This is a genomic window from Pseudomonas sp. BF-R-26 (genome assembly GCF_019947395.1).
In the GTDB taxonomy this organism is placed as follows: domain Bacteria; phylum Pseudomonadota; class Gammaproteobacteria; order Pseudomonadales; family Pseudomonadaceae; genus Aquipseudomonas; species Aquipseudomonas farris.
Map to the genome: position 1 here is coordinate 189,237 of NZ_JAGYGK010000009.1, position 18,418 is coordinate 207,654.

Consider the following 18,418-nt stretch of genomic DNA (forward strand, 5'->3'; position numbering starts at 1 on the left):
ATGATGCCCCCTGTGAGAGCGAGGCGGCACAAAAAAGCCCCGAGGCTTACGCATCGGGGCTTTGGGTGTTACGGCTCAGCGCTTAATGATGCTCACGCGTCGCACGGAATTTCACATCCGGCCAGCGCTCTTCCATCAGCGCCAGGTTGACCCGCGTCGGAGCCAGGTAGGTCAGATGACCACCGCCATCGACCGCAAGGTTTTCCACGGCCTTGACCCGGAATTCCTCGAGCTTCTTCTTATCGTCGCAATCAATCCAGCGCGCGGAATAAACAGTGATCGGCTCGTAAGAGCACTCGACCTTGTATTCCTCTTTCAAACGGCTGGCGACCACATCGAACTGCAGCACACCGACGGCGCCAAGGATGATGTCGTTGCTGCGCTCGGGGAAGAACACCTGAGTGGCGCCTTCTTCGGCCAGTTGCTGCAGGCCCTGACGCAGTTGCTTGGATTTCAGCGGATCACGCAGACGCACGCGACGGAACAGTTCCGGGGCGAAGTGCGGGATGCCGGTGAAGCCCAGGACTTCGCCTTCGGTGAAGGTGTCGCCGATCTGGATGGTGCCGTGGTTGTGCAGGCCGATAATGTCGCCGGCAAACGCTTCTTCCAGTTGCTCACGCTCGGAAGAGAAGAACGTCAGCGCATCGCCGATCCGCACGTCTTTGCCGGTGCGCACGTGGCGCATTTTCATGCCTTTTTCGTACTTGCCGGAGCAGATACGCATGAAGGCGATGCGGTCGCGGTGTTTCGGGTCCATGTTCGCCTGGATCTTGAACACGAAGCCGGCGAATTTCTCTTCAACCGGTTCCACGGTGCGTTCGTTGGCGACACGGGCCAGCGGTTTCGGCGCCCAGTTGACCACGGCATCGAGCACGTGATCGACACCGAAGTTGCCCAGTGCGGTACCGAAGAACACCGGAGTCAGTTGGCCGTCGAGGAATTCCTGTTGATTGAATTCGTGGCAGGCGCCCTGCACCAGTTCCAGTTGATCAACGAAGCGATCGTACTCGTCGCCCAAGTGCGCGCGGGCTTCGTCGGAGTCGAGCTTCTCGATGATTTTCACATCGGTGCGCTCGTGGCCGTGACCGGCGGTGTAGACAATGATGTAGTCGTCGGCGAGGTGATAAACACCCTTGAAATCGCGGTAGCAACCGATCGGCCAGGTGATCGGCGCAGCCTTGATCTTCAGGACCGCTTCGATTTCGTCGAGCAGTTCAATCGGGTCGCGAATGTCACGATCGAGTTTGTTGATGAAGCTGACGATCGGCGTGTCACGCAGACGGCAAACATCCATCAACGCGATGGTCCGTGGCTCTACACCCTTACCGCCGTCGAGGACCATCAATGCCGAGTCCACTGCCGTCAGAGTGCGGTAGGTATCTTCGGAGAAGTCTTCGTGGCCCGGGGTGTCGAGCAGGTTGATCATGTGATCGCGATACGGGAACTGCATGACCGACGTGGTAATGGAAATACCTCGTTGTTTTTCCATTTCCATCCAGTCGGAGGTGGCATGGCGGTCGGATTTTCGAGATTTCACCGTGCCCGCAATCGCAATCGCCTTGCCCATCAGCAAGAGCTTCTCGGTGATGGTGGTTTTACCGGCATCGGGGTGGGAAATAATGGCGAAAGTGCGGCGTTTCGCGACTTCGGCGGCCTGTTTGGTCATGGGAAATCGCCTGGCAGGTGATTCAAAAAAGGGCCGCGATTATAGCCCAACTTCATCGAAGAACCGAACCGTTGAGCACATTAGGGGTGGCCAAATGCTGCTTCAGATGGGAACCTTTCAGAGCGTGGAGGCGTCCACTCCCCTGTTACGGCTATTCGTCAGGGTTGAAAAATCAGCAAGTTAGCCTGACGAGGCTGCGCTTATGGCTCGATTTCATGCGGTTTCACGAGCATGAAGAGCTGCTTCTCGCGAACGTTTATTTCCCGGCAGCCAGGAATGGCTGGTGGCCGGGGTGGTCAGTTCTGTTGCTCAAATTCGGATGCCAGAAGTTCATAGCCCAGGCGCTGTGACGAGTCATAGCTCGCTATGGCGAGGAACAGCAACGCAGGATATGAGCTTCTGGTGCCGAAGTTGGGCAAACAGAACTGACCACCCCGGCCACGTAACACGGGACTGCGTCCGCCGACTGAAAAAAGGAGTCCGCCTGTGGCTATTCGCTATGGCAAAGGGCTGATAGGAGGTGCGGTTGTCGTCGCCCTTCTGGCCCTGCTGGTCCACTGGATTGGCATCAACACGATCGAACAGTACCGCGACGATTTGTTGTTTTACCTGCAAGCTCATCTGATTCTCGTCCTCGTTTCCATGCTGGCCGCCCTTGTAGTGGGCATACCCGCCGGCATCTTCCTCAGCCGCCCGACCATGGTTGGACGCGCCGAACGCTTCATGCAGATCTTCAACATCGGCAACACCGTGCCGCCTCTCGCCGTACTGGCCATCGCCCTGGGTATCCTCGGCATTGGCAGCGGTCCTGCGATTTTCGCTTTGTTCCTCGCCTCACTGTTGCCAATTGTGCGCAACACCTACGAAGGGCTGAAAAACGTCCAGGGTTCACTCAAGGAAGCGGCCGTCGGCATCGGCATGACACCGACTCAGGTGCTATGGCGGGTCGAACTGCCGAACGCCGTGCCGATCATCATTGGCGGCGTACGCGTGGCGCTGGCGATCAACGTCGGTACCGCACCGCTGGCGTTCCTGATCGGCGCCAACAGTCTGGGCAGCCTGATTTTCCCCGGCATAGCCCTGAACAATCAGCCGCAACTGCTGCTCGGCGCGGCGTGTACCGCCCTGCTGGCCTTGCTGCTCGACGGACTGGTGACACTCGCCAGCCGCCTCTGGCTCGAACGCGGCTTGCGCCCGTCTTAAGCCTCGGCAAAGGAATCAACATGAAAAAAGTAAGCTTAATACTAGGCTGCGTCCTGCTGTTCGCAGGATTTGCCCAAGCCGCTGAAAAACCCGTGATTCGCATTGGCGCCCGGGTGTTCACCGAACAAACCCTGCTGGCAGAAATCACTTCCCAGTACCTGCGAACCAAGGGTTACGACACCCAGGTGACCGGCGGTCTGGGCAGCAACCTGGCCCGCAGCGCCCACGAAAGTGGCCAGCTGGATTTGATGTGGGAATACACCGGCGTGTCGCTGGTGGCTTACAACCACGTCACCGACAAGCTCGATAGCGCTCAGTCCTACGCCCGAGTGAAAGAACTCGACGCAAAAAAAGGCCTGGTCTGGCTCACCCCGTCGAAGTTCAGCAACACCTACGCCCTGGCCCTGCCGGAAAACACCGCGAAGGCTTACCCACAGATCAACACCATGAGCGAGCTGAACACGGTGTTACAGGCTGAGGCGAAGACCAATCACCTCGTCGCCCTGGACACCGAGTTTGCCAACCGTTCCGACGGTCTCGATGGCATGGTGGATCTCTACGGCATGAACCTGACCCGCAACAACATCCGCCAGATGGATGCCGGCCTGGTCTACACCGCCCTGCGCAATGGCCAGGTGTTCGCCGGTCTGGTCTACACCACCGACGGTCGCTTGAACGCCTTCAAGCTCAAGTTGCTGGAAGACGACAAGCATTACTTCCCGGACTACACCGCCGCGCCGGTGGTGCGTCAGGTTTACCTCGACGCCCACCCGAAACTCGCCGAAGAGCTCAAGCCACTGGCCCAGCTGTTCGACGACGCCACCATGCGTCAGCTCAATGCGCGGGTCGATGTCGATCATGAAAGCCCTTCATCCGTTGCTGCAGATTTCCTGCGCCAGCACCCCATCAACTGAGGAGGAAAAGCCATGGAATTTTTGAACGCCTTTTCCCATCTCGATTGGCCGCAGGTTTTGCACCTGACCTGGCAGCACATCACTTTGGTTGGCATCGCCGTGACCCTGGCGATTCTGGTCGGCGTGCCGCTGGGCATCCTGATGACCCGCTTCCCGACACTGGCCGGCCCGTTACAAGCCAGCGCTACGGTGTTGCTGACCGTGCCATCGATTGCGCTGTTCGGCCTGCTGCTGCCGTTCTACTCGAAATTCGGCCAAGGCCTCGGCCCGATGCCGGCGATCACCGCAGTGTTTCTGTACTCGTTGCTGCCGATCATGCGTAACACCTATTTGGCACTGACCGGCGTCGAACCGGGCATTCGCGAAGCAGCGCGTGGCATCGGCATGACCTTCGGCCAGCGCCTGCGCATGGTCGAACTGCCAATTGCCGTGCCGGTGATCCTCGCCGGTGTCCGCACCGCCGTGGTGATGAACATCGGTGTGATGACCATCGCCGCGACCATCGGCGCCGGTGGCCTCGGTGTACTCATTCTCGCTTCCATCAGCCGCAGCGACATGTCGATGCTGATCGTCGGCGCCGTGCTGGTCAGTCTCCTGGCCATCTTCGCCGACCTGCTTCTGCAATGGCTGCAACGCACGCTGACGAGTAGGGGGTGTTCGCCGCAAATGGCGGGCGCGCCGTCGCCCCACAAAGCGCAAGACTAGGCGCGAGGAGAGAGATTTGGTTTCTTCAAATGAACGACGAGCAACGACGGATTGCGCTTTGTGGGGCACGGCCCTCCGGGTTGGAGCTGTGATCCCGCCGGGCTGCGTTGCGGGACTTGAAAAGGAAACGACATTTCCTGCGTCCCACGCCTTGCCCGGCGGGATCACAGCTCCAACGCGCTCCGCCATTTGCGGCGAACACCCCCTACCTGGACTCCTGAAATGATCGAACTTCAAAACCTCAGCAAGACCTTCCAAAGCAACGGCAAAGATGTGAAAGCCGTGGACTCGGTAAGCCTGACCGTCAATGAAGGCGAGATCTGTGTGTTCCTCGGGCCATCGGGTTGCGGCAAAAGCACCACGCTGAAGATGATCAACCGCCTGATCAAGCCAACCTCGGGCAAGATCCTGATCAACGGCGAAGACACCACTGACCTCGACGCCGTGACCCTGCGTCGCAACATCGGTTATGTGATCCAGCAGATCGGTCTGTTCCCGAACATGACCATCGAAGAGAACATCACCATCGTTCCGCGCCTGCTCGGCTGGGACAAACAGAAATGTCACGACCGCGCCCGCGAGTTGATGAGCATGATCAAGCTCGAACCCAAACAGTATCTGACTCGCTATCCGCGTGAGTTGTCCGGTGGCCAGCAGCAGCGGATCGGCGTGATTCGCGCGCTGGCGGCGGATGCGCCGCTGTTGTTGATGGATGAACCGTTCGGCGCGGTCGATCCGATCAACCGCGAGATGATTCAGAACGAGTTCTTCGAGATGCAACGGGCGCTGAACAAGACCGTGATCATGGTCAGCCACGACATCGACGAAGCGATCAAGCTTGGCGACAAGATCGCGATTTTCCGCGCGGGCAAACTGCTGCAGATCGATCATCCGGACACGCTTCTCGCGCATCCGGCGGATGACTTTGTCAGCAACTTCGTCGGCCAGGACAGCACCCTCAAGCGCCTGTTGCTGGTGAAAGCCGAAGACGCGGCGGACAACGCACCCTCGGTGAGCCCGGGAACTCCGGTGGCCGAAGCGCTGGAATTGATGGACGAACTGGACCGTCGCTACGTGGTGGTTACCTGCGCCGAGAACAAGGCCTTGGGCTACGTGCGCCGTCGCGACCTGCACCGCCAGACCGGCACCTGCGCGCAATACCTGCGCGAGTTCAACGCCACTGCGGTGTACGACGAGCATTTGCGCATCCTGCTGTCGCGCATGTACGAGTTCAACCGCTCGTGGCTGCCGGTGATGGATGCGGAGCGGGTGTTCCTGGGTGAGGTGACTCAGGAATCGATTGCCGAGTACTTGAGCTCCGGTAAGTCTCGTGGGGGCAAGACCAGTATTGTTTCGCCGGCCGAGACTGCGTTGGCCTGACTGACGCCATCGCGGGCAAGCCCGCTCCCACAGGGTTCTTGGCGTACACGAGACTTGTGTACGACAGAAATCACTGTGGGAGCGGGCTTGCCCGCGATTGGGGGCACCAAAAATACCTGCTGAATCCCCTCAAATATCCCTCCACAGGGAACATCACACTGTCATGCAGGTCGGTTACATCAGTAGCTGTCCGGGACCGCACGACGGAAGCGTGCAAAAACGCGACATTTTTTGTTGATCTCGAGCTCCTCACGCCCTAAAGTTCGCGCCGAACGTCCATGCTGGAAACGATCCATCCGGCTCAAGTACTGACGACGAGACAGCAAGGCCAAGGGTAGACCCATCTCCCGTGGCCTTTTTGCTTTCGGCGACATGCCTTGGGAAGTAGGCGAACCAAAGTGGGGATACGGAGGGCGTTCATTTGCACCCATTGATAATTTCAGTTTGCCAGTAGGAGTTCCCAGCATGTCGATCAACGTCGAAGACTATTTCGCGCGCGATACCTTCCAGAAAATGAAGGCTTTCGCCGACAAACAAGAAACCCCGTTCGTGGTGATCGACACCGCGATGATCAGCCAGGCCTACGACGACCTGCGCGCCGGTTTCGAATTCGCCAAGGTCTACTACGCAGTCAAGGCCAACCCGGCCGTTGAAATCATCGACCTGCTCAAAGAGAAAGGCTCGAACTTCGACATCGCCTCGATCTACGAGCTCGACAAAGTGATGAACCAGGGCGTCGGCCCGGATCGCATCAGCTACGGCAACACCATCAAGAAATCCAAGGACATTCGCTACTTCTACGAGAAGGGCGTGCGTCTGTATGCCACCGACTCCGAAGCCGACCTGCGCAACATCGCCAAGGCAGCTCCGGGTTCGAAAGTCTATGTGCGCATCCTGACTGAAGGCTCGACCACCGCCGACTGGCCACTGTCGCGTAAATTCGGCTGCCAGACCGACATGGCCATGGACCTGTTGATCCTCGCTCGCGACCTGGGCCTGGTGCCTTACGGCATCTCGTTCCACGTTGGTTCGCAGCAGCGTGACATCAGCGTCTGGGACGCAGCGATCGCCAAGGTCAAAGTGATCTTCGAACGCCTGAAAGAAGAAGACGGCATTCACCTGAAGCTGATCAACATGGGCGGCGGCTTCCCGGCCAACTACATCACCCGCACCAACAGCCTGGAAACCTACGCCGAAGAAATCATCCGCTTCCTCAAGGAAGACTTCGGCGACGAGCTGCCGGAAATCATCCTGGAACCAGGCCGTTCGCTGATCGCCAACGCCGGCATTCTGGTCAGTGAAGTGGTGCTGGTGGCGCGTAAATCCCGTACCGCCGTCGAGCGATGGGTGTACACGGATGTGGGCAAGTTCTCCGGCCTGATCGAAACCATGGACGAAGCCATCAAGTTCCCTATCTGGACCGAGAAGAAAGGCGAGATGGAAGAAGTGGTTATCGCCGGCCCAACCTGCGATAGCGCCGACATCATGTACGAAAACTACAAGTACGGCCTGCCGCTGAACCTGGCGATCGGTGACCGTTTGTACTGGTTGTCGACCGGTGCATACACCACCAGCTACAGCGCTGTTGAGTTCAATGGCTTCCCGCCGTTGAAGTCGTTCTACGTGTAAAAACCACGCGCAGAAATGAAAAAGCCCATGACGTGTCATGGGCTTTTTTGTGTCTGACGTTCCAAGCTGTCGAGGTAGTTGCTATCGGTCTTCCCGCACATGCCATAGACGAAGTACGTAGAGCGTGGAGCCTTGAATCTCATACCGCAACTCATAATGACCAACCAAAAGTCGTCGCACATCTCGCGGCGCGAACTCGTCGACTCGCTCCCCGATTCGCGGATTGCTGAGCAAGGATGTGGGGGCCTGAGTAAGAGATTGCACAGTACGCGCTGCTGCAGGACGATTGACCACCGCAAGAAACTCAAAAAGTCGTGCGAGATCCGATAACGCTTTGCTCGTCCACTTCAACTCCATCAGTAAGGCACCGGCAACGGCTTATCGGTACTCAAACTGTCTGCCCAAGCCTGGACAGACTGATGATCGATCACCCGCCCAGCATCAACGTCAGCCATTGCCTCGCGGGTAAGTCGGCTTCGTTCTTCTTCCAGATCTACCCAGTCGGCAAGCGCCTGCTTCACGATCCAGCCCCGTGAGCGCTCCATCCTCGCAGCCATCTGATCGACTTTATCAGCAAGCTCCATGGGTACATGGGCAGTCAGGACTTTGGTTGCAGCCATGATTTCATCTCCAGAAAGCAATTTTGACGAGATTTGATTAGTTTTCAATCATAGTGATTTAAACCAACTCAACAACCCCTGATACGCTCCATTCATCGCTCATCTGAACGAAGCGTTGATCATAGAGGGTCGCCATTTCCCGAATTTGTAGATTATCTGCGTTAAGCAGTGCCTTGCTCGCCACGCGCAAAAAGTTCAGATTCCCGCCGTCTAGAGCCTTACGCAGCCAGACCAAGGCTTCATCGATGTTTTCCTCATCCGCCAACACCGCGGCATAACTGAACTGCCCACGAAAATCCCCGCCGACCGCCGAGCGTCGATACCAGTCACGGGCAGCTAGCGGATCTGCCGGACAAACCCGGCCTTCTTCCAGATAACGCCCCAGCAGGTTCATCGACTTCGCGTGGCCCAATTCAGCTGCCCGCCGATACAGACTCAGCGCTTGCACCTGATCCTCGATCACCCCACGACCAGTAGCCAGCAGATTGGCGTAGTTGTACATCGCCCAATCCAGTCCGGCTTCAGCGGCAACACGATAATGCCCCGCGGCTATCGAAGCATCGGCGGTGCAACCCCAGCCATGTTCATGACAACGACCGAGCATGTTGCGCGCCATCGAGTGTCCGCCCTGGGCGGCGATCTCGAACCAGCGCACGGCCAGCGCTTGATCCTGAGCGATGCCCCGGCCGTCCAGGAGGATCTGCCCGAGCAACGCCTGAGCATCGAGCACGCCCTCACGGGCGGCGATCAGGATCGCCTGAGCCGCGCGCGCCGGGCTTTCTTCGAGCATCGACTTGAGGCGGTCGCCGTCGAGGATTTCCTCGCGGTGCAACCGAAAGTCCGTCACTTACACCTCGACCCAGCGACGCAACAGGTTGTGGTAGGTACCGGTCAGGCGGATCAATGAAGGATGGTCGGGCATGTCCTGGGTCAACTGTTGAATCGCCCCGTCCATCTCGAACAGCAAGGCGCGCTGGCTGTCTTCACGCACCAGGCTTTGCGTCCAGAAAAACGAGGCGTAACGGGTGCCGCGAGTGACGGCGTTGACCTTGTGCAGGCTGGTCCCGGGATACAGGACCATGTCACCAGCGGGCAATTTCACGCGCTGGGTACCGAAGGTGTCCTGGATTTCCAGTTCTCCGCCGTCGTAGTCCTCCGGTTCACTGAAGAACAGCGTCGCCGACAGGTCGGTGCGCACTCGCTCGATGCTGCCCTTGGGCTGGCGCACGGCGTTGTCGATGTGGAAGTCGAAACTGCCACCGGCCGTGTAACAGTTCAGTAACGGAGGGAAGACCTTGTGCGGTAATGCCGCCGACATGAACTGCGGATTTTTCCACAGCCGCTCGAGCATCGCCGCACCTATTTCCTTGGCCAACGGATGCCCTTCCGGCAGTTGCAAATTGTGCTTGGCCTTGGCCGACTGGTAACCGGCGGTGATTTTGCCATCGGCCCAATCCGCCTGCGTCAGAGCCTCGCGAATGCGCTGCACTTCTTCTTTCGCGAACACGCCGGGAATGTGCAGCAACATGGAAAGACACCTGAAGGCAAAGGAGCGCCAATGGTATTGATTCTTATTGCCTATGTAAAACCCGTGTGACGAATGAAACGGCAAAAACCGTAAAGGTAAATTGTAAAGAATGTAAATTTATCGCGAATAGTAACGTTTCGCAATTGATACAGATACGTGTTTACCCTATATTCCGCGGCCTCAAATCCTTGGGGAGGGGAATTCACATGTCACGCCAACAACTACAATTAACGGTCAATTCACCGCGTTTGCTCGCGTCTGCAATTGGCGTGGCGATCACTGCCGGCTCTGCGGGCCACATGGTTTTCGCGGCCGAAAAGACTGACGAAAAAGCACCTAACAATGCGATTTCCCTGGACGCGACCAGCGTTGTGGGCGAGCAGGATGACACCTCCTACAAGACCGATACTTCGGCCTCCAAGAAGTACACCGCGCCACTGCGCGAGACGCCGAAAAGCGTCACCGTGATCCCTCAACAAGTGATTCGCGACACCGGCGCCACCAGCCTGGTCGACGCCCTGCGCACTACTCCAGGCATCACCTTCGGTGCCGGCGAGGGCGGTAACCCGGCCGGCGATCGTCCGATCATTCGCGGCTTCAACGCCGAAAGCGACACGTTCGTCGACGGCATGCGCGACCCTGCATCCCAGAGCCGCGAGATCTTCAACGTTGAATCGATCGAAGTCAGCAAGGGCCCGGGTTCGGCCTTCACCGGCGCCGGTTCCACTGGTGGCAGCCTGAACCTGGTGAGCAAGACTCCCAAGCTGGGCAATTCCTACAACGGCGGCTTCACTTGGGGCTCGGACCAGACCAAGCGCACCACCCTTGATCTGAACCAGCAGATGACCGACACCTCGGCCTTGCGCTTGAACCTGATGAAGCACGAAGCCAACGTCGCCGGCCGCGATACCGTGGATGTCAGTCGCTGGGGTGTGGCGCCGTCCTTCGCCTTCGGCCTGGGCACCGATACCCGTTTGACCGTCGGCTACTACCACGTCGAAACCGACGACATGCCCGACTACGGCATCCCGTTGACCTTGAGTCCCAATCGCAGCAAGTACAACGTCGACAAGCCGGCCAACGTTGACCGCGACAACTTCTACGGCCTCACCGGTCGCGACTTTCGCCAGACCACCAATGACAGCGGCACCATCAAGATCGAACACGATCTGAATGAAGACCTGACCGTATCGAACAGCTTCCGCATGTCCCGTTCGACCCTGGACTACATCGTCACCAACCCGGACGACAGCAAGGGCAATGTGGTCAATGGCAGTGCTTATCGTGGCGCGAAGAGCCGTAACTCGACGTCCAGCGGCTGGATCAACCAGACCGACCTGAGCGCCAAGTTCAACACTGGCTCCATCGAGCACAGCCTGGTGACCGGCCTGGAGTTTTCCTATCAGGACACCCACAACCGCCCGTACACCCTGACCTCCACAGCCAGCGGCACCCGATGCAACGGCGCCCTGTTCACCTCCGGCGACTGCACCAGCCTGTACAACCCGACGCCTGGGGATAGCTGGAACGGCACGATCACCGACAGCACCGCGTTCACTGACACAGACACCAAAACCGCCGCGGCCTACGTGTTCGATACTCTGAAGTTCAACGAGCAATGGTCCCTGAACCTGGGCCTGCGTTATGACAACTATCAGGTCGAATCCAGCGGCCACGCCAACGCCAGCAGCACAGCGCCAGCGAACGATTTCTCCCGTGCGAACACCAGTGACCTGGTGAACTACCAGATCGGCGTGGTCTACAACCCGTTGCCTAACGGCAGCATCTACGCGGCCTATTCGACCTCCAGCAACCCGGCCGGCGAAACCAGCGGCAACGGTGGCCTGGAACTGGCAGCGAACAACAGCCGTCTGGATCCGGAAAAGAACCGCAACTACGAAATCGGCACCAAGTGGGACTTCTTCGGTGACGACCTGTCTCTGACCGCTGCACTGTTCCGTACCGAGAAAACCAACGCGCGAATCAACGATCCGGACGGCGGCACCACGCAAGTGCTGGACGGCGAACAGCAGGTCAACGGCCTGGAACTGAGTTACGCCGGCAAGCTGAGCCGTAACTGGAGAGTCTTTGGCGGCTACACCTACATGGACAGCGAAGTGGTCAAAACCACCCTCGCCGCCGATGAAGGCAACCACATGCCAAGCACCCCACGGAACAACTTCACGTTCTGGTCGACCTACGATCTGGTGCCGGACAAGTTGACCGTCGGTGCCGGTGCGACCTTCGTCGATTCCCAGTTCGGCAACGTTGCCAACTCGGTAGAGATCCCGTCCTACTGGCGTTACGACGCGATGGCCAGCTACCGCCTGACCAAGAACGTCGACCTGCAACTCAACGTACAGAACCTGACCGACAAGCGTTATTTCGACCAGATACTCCAGAATCACTACGCCCACGTGGCGGCGGGCCGTACCGCCCTGCTGAGTGCCAACTTCCACTTCTGATAACAGAAGCGTGAAGGCCAAAGCTCTTAGGCAAAAGCCCCGTTCATCGAAGTGAACGGGGCTTTTGCCTGTAAAAAAGAATGCTTCTCGACAACTCACGGCATAATGCGCGCCGTGATGACGACTTTTGAACGAACAAGGCGAGCGACGTGTTGAAGAAATCCCTGTTCCAGTTGCACTGGTTTTTCGGCATCAGCGCCGGACTGGTCCTGGCCCTGATGGGCATCACCGGGGCGGCGGTATCGTTCCAGGATGAAATCCTGCGGGCGTTGAACCCCTCTGTGCTGCACGTCGAGAAGCAGATTGCCGGCGTATTGCCGCCTGCCGAGCTGGTGGAAAAAATCGAAGGTGCTTCGGGCAAGAAAGTCTCGATGCTCTGGGTCGAGACCGACAGCGGCAACGCCGCGAGAGTGATCTTCACCGCGCCACCCGGTGAACGTCGCGGGCCGATGCGGTACTTCGACCCGTACACCGGCGAGTTCATGGGCGACGTCACGGGCCAGGATTTCTTTGGCCTGATGCTGCAACTGCACCGGGTCCTGGCCATGGACGATATCGGCCGGCAGATCACCGGCGCCTGTACGCTGATTCTGGTGTTCTTCTGTTTGTCCGGCCTGTACCTGCGCTGGCCGCGTCAGTGGAAAAACTGGCGCGCGTGGCTGACCCTGGACTGGAATAAAAAGGGTCGCAGCTTCAACTGGGATTTGCACTCGGTAGCCGGTACCTGGTGCCTGATGTTCTATCTTTTGGCAGCGCTGACCGGGCTGACCTGGTCGTACGAGTGGTACAACAAGGGCCTGACGCGGCTACTTTCCGATTCGCCGCAAAACGAGCGGGTCCGCAGTGGTCGCGGTCCTGCGCCAAGCGGCCCGGCCCCCACTGCCGATTACGCCGCGATATGGAGCAGCATCTACAGCGCCGCCGGCCCTGGTCTTTCGTCCTACAACGTTCGTATGCCGCCCGTGGCCGGGCAACCGGCAACTGTGTTCTACCTGCTGAAGAACTCACCCCACGACCAGGCACGGAACCAGCTCACCCTTGATCCGGCGACCGGTATCGTCAACCGTCATGACCGCTACAGCGACAAGAGCCTCAAGGCGCAGCTGTTGACCAGTATCTACGCGCTGCACGTCGGCAGTTATTTCGGGATTATCGGGCGGATTATGGTGACGATCGCCGCACTGGCCATGCCGCTGTTTTTCATCACTGGCTGGTTGCTGTACCTGGATCGTCGACGCAAGAAACGTCAGATCAAGGACGCCCGCAAAGGCCTCGCGCAACCGGGCAGTGATGCGCCGGCATGGCTGATCGGCTTCGCCAGCCAGAGCGGGTTCGCCGAACAGCTCGCCTGGCAGACAGCAGGACAATTGCAGGCCGCCGGGTTGCCGGTGAAGGTTCAACCGTTGGCCAATGTCAGCGAACAAGACCTGCAGGATTCCAGCAACGCGTTGTTTGTGGTCAGCACCTTCGGCGACGGTGAAGCGCCGGACAGCGCCCGAGGATTCGAACGCAAAGTGTTGGGTCGGGCGTTGAGCTTCGACAGCCTTAACTATGCCGTGCTTGGCCTCGGTGACCGCCAGTATCAACACTTTTGCGGCTTCGCCCGCCGCTTGCACACTTGGTTGGGCGAGCACGGCGGCAAGACCTTGTTCGCCCCGGTGGAAGTCGACAGCGGTGACCCCTACGCCCTGCGCCACTGGCAACAGCAACTCGGCCTGCTGACGGGTCAGGCGCCGGTAGATACCTGGCAAGCGCCAAGCTACGACAACTGGACCCTGACCCGTCGCGAATTGATGAACCCGGACAGCAGCGGTTCGCCCGTGTATTTGCTCGGCCTCAGCGCCCCCACCACCAGCAGCTGGCTGGCCGGGGATCTGGTGGAAGTACTGCCGCGCAATTGTCCGTGGGCCATCGAGCATTTCCTCGACGGCCTGGGGATTGACGGTCGGGCCACGGTTGAGTTCGATGGCCTGTCGCAAACGCTGGAACAAGCCCTCGCCAGCCGCCAATTGCCCGAGAACCGCGCCCATCTGGTCGGTCTGCACGCGCAAGCGCTGGCGGACGCCCTGGTGCCGTTGGCCATGCGCGAATACTCGATCGCCTCGATCGCCGCAGACGGCGTGCTGGAGTTGATCGTGCGTCAGGAATTGCACGCCGATGGCAGCCTGGGCGTCGGTTCCGGCTGGTTGACCGAACACGCGCCCGTGGGTAGCAGCATCAGCCTGCGGGTACGCCGCAACAGTGGCTTCCATCTACCGAATGAACCGGTGCCTATGATCCTGCTGGGCAATGGCACCGGGCTGGCCGGGTTACGCAGTTTGCTCAAGGCACGGATTGCCGACGGGCAGCAGCGTCACTGGCTGCTGTTCGGCGAGCGTAATCGCGAGCACGACTACCTGTGCCGCGCAGAGCTTGAGGAATGGTTGATCAACGGTGATCTGGCACGGCTGGATCTGGCGTTCTCCCGAGATCAAACCGAGAAGATCTATGTGCAGGATCGCCTGCGCGAGTCGGCCGATGAGTTGAAAAAATGGCTGGCCGATGGCGCCGTGATTTACATCTGCGGCAGTTTGCAGGGGATGGCTTCAGGGGTGGATCACGCACTCAACGAATTGCTGGGCATTGAAGAAGTCGACCGTCTGATCGAACAAGGCCGCTACCGCCGCGACGTTTACTGACACCATCGATCCCCTGTGGGAGCAAGCCTGTGGCGAGGGGGCTTGCCCCCGTTGGGCTGCGAAGCAGCCCCAAAATCTCTGAGTACCAACGATCCTGTGAGTGCTACGCACTCAAACGGGGGCAAGCCCCCTCGCCACAGGTCGCTCCCACATTGATCGAGTGTCGGCTTACTTCTTCTCACACCGGCGCCAACTTGCGCTCAAACACCCCCACCCCATCCAGATCCCGCAACACCACACTCATCTCCCCCGTCTGCCCGTCGATATTCACCTCGCCAAAAAACTGAAACCCGGCAAACGGCGAGGTGTTCTGCGCCGGTGGTGCTTTCTCGAACACCACTTCGGGGCCGAAGGTTTTATCCAGCGCATTCGGCCCGAAGCTCCCCGCATTCAGCGGCCCTGCGACAAACTCCCAGAACGGTTCGAAGTCCTGGAACGCCGCGCGGTCCGGGTGGTAATGGTGCGCCGCGCAGTAATGCACATCCGCCGTGAGGAATACGAAATTACGCACCTGCTGCGCCCGCAGAAAACCGAGCAATTCAGCGATTTCCACTTCACGGCCCTGAGCCGGGCCAGGGTCACCATTGGCCACCGCTTCCCACCGCGCCACACCGGGGCTGACTTCACCGTCGGGTACGCCGAGGCCGATGGGCATGTCGGCGGCAATGACTTTCCATTGGGCCTGGGAGCCTTTCAACTCACGTTTGAGCCAGTCCAATTGTTCGCGACCGAGAAACGGTTTGGCGGCACCAAGGTTGTCGTCATTGGCTTCGCGATAACTGCGCATGTCGAGCACGAACACATCAAGCATCGGCCCATAACTCAGCTTGCGATAAATCCTCCCGCCGTCATTGGCGCTCTGCAAGCGCATCGGCGCGTATTCCAGCCAGGCCTGGCGCGCACGGCCGACCAGGCTGTGGATATCTTTGCTCTTGTAGCGCTCATCCAGTTGCTTGCCCGGCGACCAGTTGTTCACCACTTCGTGGTCGTCCCATTGCCAGATTTGCGGGACCTCGGCGTTGAAGCGGCGGATGTTTTCGTCCATCAGGTTGTAGCGGTAATTGCCGCGATAGTCGTCGAGGGTTTCGGCGACTTTGCTCTTGGCTTCGCTGGTTAGGTTGCGCCACACCCGGCCGCTCTCTGTTGTGAGCTGCGCAGGTACGGGACCGTCGGCGTAGATGGTGTCGCCGCTGTGGATAAAAAAGTCCGGCAGGCGCAGACGCATGGCTTCGTAGATGCGCATGCCGCCGATGTCCGGGTTGATGCCGAAGCCCTGGCCGACCGTGTCGCCACTCCAGACGAACCGAATATTCCGCCGGGCGGTGGGCACACTGCGCAGATGGCCGAACCAGGGTTCACTGGCGACACCGCTCTGGGCGTCTTCGAAAGTCACGCGATAGAAAATCGCCTGATCGGCGGGCAGGCCAGTGAGCTCGACCCGGGCGGTGAAGTCGGTGCGGGCATCGGCCAAGGGCGAGACGAATCGACGAGGGTTACTGAACAGGCTGCGCGTGTCCCATTCCACCACCATCCGCGCCGCACGGTCGCTACGGCTCCAGATCATCGCCCGGTCGCCCAGCAAATCGCCGGACTGCACGCCATCGGTGAGTTGTGGCCGATCCTTGACCGAAGCAATCACCGCCGGCGCCAAGCCAGGCATCAACAGCCCGGCGCCAACGACCTGCATGACACGCCGACGGCTGAGGTCGAATTCGCTCATGGTGTTCTCCCTGAAAAAGGAAAACTTAAGCATGGCTGTGTGAATCCGGCATGACACAAAAAAGATCGCAGCCTCCGGCAGCTCCTACAGGTTCGATGTACGCCGCAATATCACGGTCAAATACAATCCCGGGTAGGAGCTGCCGAAGGCTGCGATCTTTTGATCTATGCCTTGGCCGGCTCCAGCGCCAGTTCCACCGTCTCAGGCCGTTTGAGCACCGAATACGTCACCGCCGTCAGCAAACTCCCGGCCACGATCGCCAGCAGATACAACAGCGCATGGTTGATCGCATTCGGAATCAGCATCACGAACAACCCACCGTGGGGTGCCATGAGTTTGCAGCCGAAGTACATCGACATCGCGCCGGTCAGCGCGCCGCCAGCGATGCTTGCCGGAATCACCCGTAGCGGGTCTTTCGCTGCAAACGGAATCGCCCCTTCGGAGATAAAGCACAACCCCAGCACCAGCGCCGCTTTACCGGCCTCGCGTTCAGTCTGGGCGAACTTGCGCCGGGCAATGAACGTGGCGATGCCCAGGCCAATCGGCGGCACCATACCAGCCGCCATGGTCGCGGCCATCGGTGCATAACTTTGCGACGCCAGCAGCCCCACCGAAAATGCATAAGCCGCTTTGTTGATCGGCCCGCCGAGGTCGACGCACATCATGCCGCCCAGCAGCACACCGAGCAGAATGGCGTTGGTGGTGCCCATGCTGTCGAGGAAGTGCGTGAGCCCCGCGAGCATCCCGGCCACCGGTTTGCCGACCACGTAGATCATCACCAGACCGGTGAACAGGCTCGCCAGCAACGGGATGATCAGGATCGGTTTCAGTGCCTCAAGACTTTGCGGCAAACGCGCATAGCGATTGATCGCCTGGGCCGCATAGCCGGCGATGAAGCCGGCAATGATCCCGCCGATGAAACCGGCGCCCAAGGTGCTCGCCAGCAAACCACCGATCATCCCCGGCGCCAGGCCCGGGCGGTCAGCGATCGAGTAGGCGATGTAGCCCGCCAGCAGCGGCACCATCAGTTTGAACGCGGTCTCGCCGCCGATCTGCATCAGCGCGGCCGCGAGCGTGCCTTCCTCCTTGAACGCGGTGATACCGAACACGAAGGACAAGGCGATCATCAGACCGCCCGCCACCACCATCGGCAACATGTACGACACACCGGTCAGCAGGTGTTTGTAGATGCCGGTCTTCTCTTGCTTGGCCGGGCCTTTGGCGCCGGTCGAAGCGCTTTCCTGTTTGCCTTCGGCCAGGGCTTTGTTCAGCGTCGCTTCGGCTTGTTTCAACGCAATGCCAGTGCCGCAACGGTAGATTTTCTTGCCGGCGAACCGCTCGGTGGCGACTTCGATGTCTGCCGCCAACAGCACCACGTCGGCATCGGCAATCGCCTCTGCGCTGAGTGGATTGCGCGCACCGACCGAGCCTTGGGTTTCCACTTGCAAGTCGTAGCCCAGACGTTTGGCCGCTTGCTGCAAGGCTTCGGCGGCCATGAAGGTGTGCGCGACGCCGGTCGGGCACGCGGTGACAGCCACCAGGCGTGGCGCATTTTTAACCACGGCAGCCGGCTCGGCGACGGCTTCGGGCGCGACGTAAACCTCGGCCTCCTCCACCCCGCGACGCAGCACCGCTTCGACATCTTGCAGGGCCTGGGCCGGGGTGCTCTGGAACACGCGTTTACCGACGAACCGCGACATATCTACCGGCGCGCTGGTGACCAGCAACACCCACTCGGCGGCCTCGATGGTCGCAGCCGACAGTTGACGTTCCGGATGGGCCGCATCAACGACTTCGACACTGGTGCTCCAGCCCTGACGCTGGGCCGCTGCATCGAGCAGACGAGCGCACAGCACACTGGTGACCATGCCGTTCGGGCAGGCCGTAACAATGGCTAACTTCATTGCAAA

At 59.6% G+C, this 18,418-nt stretch carries 14 protein-coding genes; 7 read left to right on the forward strand and 7 right to left on the reverse strand.

All coding sequences use genetic code 11. From position 1 onward, the window contains the following. Positions 1 to 82 precede the first annotated feature (82 nt). Positions 83 to 1,666 carry a peptide chain release factor 3 gene (locus tag KGB18_RS15600; RefSeq protein ID WP_007942808.1) on the reverse strand — a complete coding sequence of 528 codons (1,584 nt, stop codon included), beginning with the start codon at positions 1,664 to 1,666 and terminating at the stop codon, positions 83 to 85. Positions 1,667 to 2,152: 486 nt separating this feature from the next. Between KGB18_RS15600 and KGB18_RS15605 the strand changes: the two genes are divergently transcribed. From KGB18_RS15605 to KGB18_RS15625, 5 genes are all read left to right on the forward strand, one after another. Beyond that, positions 2,153 to 2,869 carry an ABC transporter permease gene (locus KGB18_RS15605; RefSeq protein ID WP_007900385.1) on the forward strand — a complete coding sequence of 239 codons (717 nt, stop codon included), beginning with the start codon at positions 2,153 to 2,155 and terminating at the stop codon, positions 2,867 to 2,869. Between the two features lie 20 nt (positions 2,870 to 2,889). Continuing rightward, positions 2,890 to 3,783, forward strand: coding sequence for a glycine betaine ABC transporter substrate-binding protein (locus tag KGB18_RS15610; RefSeq protein ID WP_123721294.1), 894 nt, complete (start codon positions 2,890 to 2,892; stop codon positions 3,781 to 3,783). 12 nt (positions 3,784 to 3,795) lie between these two features. Next, entirely contained in the window at positions 3,796 to 4,488 is a 693-nt protein-coding gene (locus tag KGB18_RS15615; RefSeq protein WP_008009643.1) for an ABC transporter permease, read from the forward strand. 222 nt (positions 4,489 to 4,710) lie between these two features. After that, a complete protein-coding gene (locus tag KGB18_RS15620) occupies positions 4,711 to 5,868 on the forward strand; it encodes a betaine/proline/choline family ABC transporter ATP-binding protein (protein WP_123721295.1) in 1,158 nt (385 codons plus the stop codon). Between the two features lie 465 nt (positions 5,869 to 6,333). Continuing rightward, entirely contained in the window at positions 6,334 to 7,497 is a 1,164-nt protein-coding gene (locus tag KGB18_RS15625; protein ID WP_052965627.1) for a type III PLP-dependent enzyme, read from the forward strand. 81 nt (positions 7,498 to 7,578) lie between these two features. Here KGB18_RS15625 and KGB18_RS15630 read toward each other — a convergent pair whose 3' ends face one another. From KGB18_RS15630 to KGB18_RS15645, 4 genes are read right to left on the reverse strand one after another with little or no spacing between them, the layout of a single operon-like run. Continuing rightward, entirely contained in the window at positions 7,579 to 7,854 is a 276-nt protein-coding gene (locus KGB18_RS15630; protein ID WP_223570198.1) for a type II toxin-antitoxin system RelE/ParE family toxin, read from the reverse strand. Beyond that, positions 7,854 to 8,117, reverse strand: coding sequence for a CopG family ribbon-helix-helix protein (locus tag KGB18_RS15635; RefSeq protein WP_095055156.1), 264 nt, complete (start codon positions 8,115 to 8,117; stop codon positions 7,854 to 7,856). The genes KGB18_RS15630 and KGB18_RS15635 overlap by 1 nt, the downstream gene beginning before the upstream one ends. A 58-nt stretch (positions 8,118 to 8,175) precedes the next feature. Continuing rightward, entirely contained in the window at positions 8,176 to 8,907 is a 732-nt protein-coding gene (locus KGB18_RS15640; protein ID WP_223570229.1) for a tetratricopeptide repeat protein, read from the reverse strand. Positions 8,908 to 8,964: 57 nt separating this feature from the next. Next, positions 8,965 to 9,645, reverse strand: a complete 681-nt coding sequence (locus tag KGB18_RS15645; RefSeq protein WP_123721297.1) for a Fe2+-dependent dioxygenase — start codon at positions 9,643 to 9,645, stop codon at positions 8,965 to 8,967. A 206-nt stretch (positions 9,646 to 9,851) separates the two neighbouring features. Between KGB18_RS15645 and KGB18_RS15650 the strand changes: the two genes are divergently transcribed. Both KGB18_RS15650 and KGB18_RS15655 read left to right on the forward strand, forming a co-directional pair. After that, the gene (locus KGB18_RS15650) at positions 9,852 to 12,110 is read left to right on the forward strand and encodes a TonB-dependent receptor (RefSeq protein WP_123721298.1); all 2,259 of its coding nucleotides are present in this window, start codon (positions 9,852 to 9,854) and stop codon (positions 12,108 to 12,110) included. Positions 12,111 to 12,259: 149 nt separating this feature from the next. Beyond that, positions 12,260 to 14,788 carry a PepSY domain-containing protein gene (locus KGB18_RS15655; protein ID WP_223570199.1) on the forward strand — a complete coding sequence of 843 codons (2,529 nt, stop codon included), beginning with the start codon at positions 12,260 to 12,262 and terminating at the stop codon, positions 14,786 to 14,788. A gap of 178 nt (positions 14,789 to 14,966) precedes the next feature. Here KGB18_RS15655 and KGB18_RS15660 read toward each other — a convergent pair whose 3' ends face one another. Together KGB18_RS15660 and KGB18_RS15665 are read right to left on the reverse strand one after the other, a co-directional pair. Next, entirely contained in the window at positions 14,967 to 16,508 is a 1,542-nt protein-coding gene (locus KGB18_RS15660; protein ID WP_223570200.1) for an alkaline phosphatase D family protein, read from the reverse strand. Positions 16,509 to 16,672: 164 nt separating this feature from the next. Next, on the reverse strand, positions 16,673 to 18,412 hold the full coding sequence (locus tag KGB18_RS15665) for a PTS fructose-like transporter subunit IIB (RefSeq protein WP_223570201.1): 1,740 nt from the start codon (positions 18,410 to 18,412) through the stop codon (positions 16,673 to 16,675). Positions 18,413 to 18,418: the final 6 nt, after the last annotated feature.

Coding starts and splice junctions, on each gene's coding strand:
- KGB18_RS15610 (WP_123721294.1), top strand. CDS start 2,890: ATGAAAAAAGTAAGCTTAATACTAGGCTGCGTCCTGCTGTTCGCAGGA.
- KGB18_RS15615 (WP_008009643.1), top strand. CDS start 3,796: ATGGAATTTTTGAACGCCTTTTCCCATCTCGATTGGCCGCAGGTTTTG.
- KGB18_RS15600 (WP_007942808.1), bottom strand. CDS start 1,666: ATGACCAAACAGGCCGCCGAAGTCGCGAAACGCCGCACTTTCGCCATT.
- KGB18_RS15625 (WP_052965627.1), top strand. CDS start 6,334: ATGTCGATCAACGTCGAAGACTATTTCGCGCGCGATACCTTCCAGAAA.
- KGB18_RS15640 (WP_223570229.1), bottom strand. CDS start 8,907: ATGCTCGAAGAAAGCCCGGCGCGCGCGGCTCAGGCGATCCTGATCGCC.
- KGB18_RS15645 (WP_123721297.1), bottom strand. CDS start 9,645: ATGTTGCTGCACATTCCCGGCGTGTTCGCGAAAGAAGAAGTGCAGCGC.
- KGB18_RS15635 (WP_095055156.1), bottom strand. CDS start 8,117: ATGGCTGCAACCAAAGTCCTGACTGCCCATGTACCCATGGAGCTTGCT.
- KGB18_RS15620 (WP_123721295.1), top strand. CDS start 4,711: ATGATCGAACTTCAAAACCTCAGCAAGACCTTCCAAAGCAACGGCAAA.
- KGB18_RS15650 (WP_123721298.1), top strand. CDS start 9,852: ATGTCACGCCAACAACTACAATTAACGGTCAATTCACCGCGTTTGCTC.
- KGB18_RS15665 (WP_223570201.1), bottom strand. CDS start 18,412: ATGAAGTTAGCCATTGTTACGGCCTGCCCGAACGGCATGGTCACCAGT.
- KGB18_RS15660 (WP_223570200.1), bottom strand. CDS start 16,508: ATGAGCGAATTCGACCTCAGCCGTCGGCGTGTCATGCAGGTCGTTGGC.
- KGB18_RS15630 (WP_223570198.1), bottom strand. CDS start 7,854: ATGGAGTTGAAGTGGACGAGCAAAGCGTTATCGGATCTCGCACGACTT.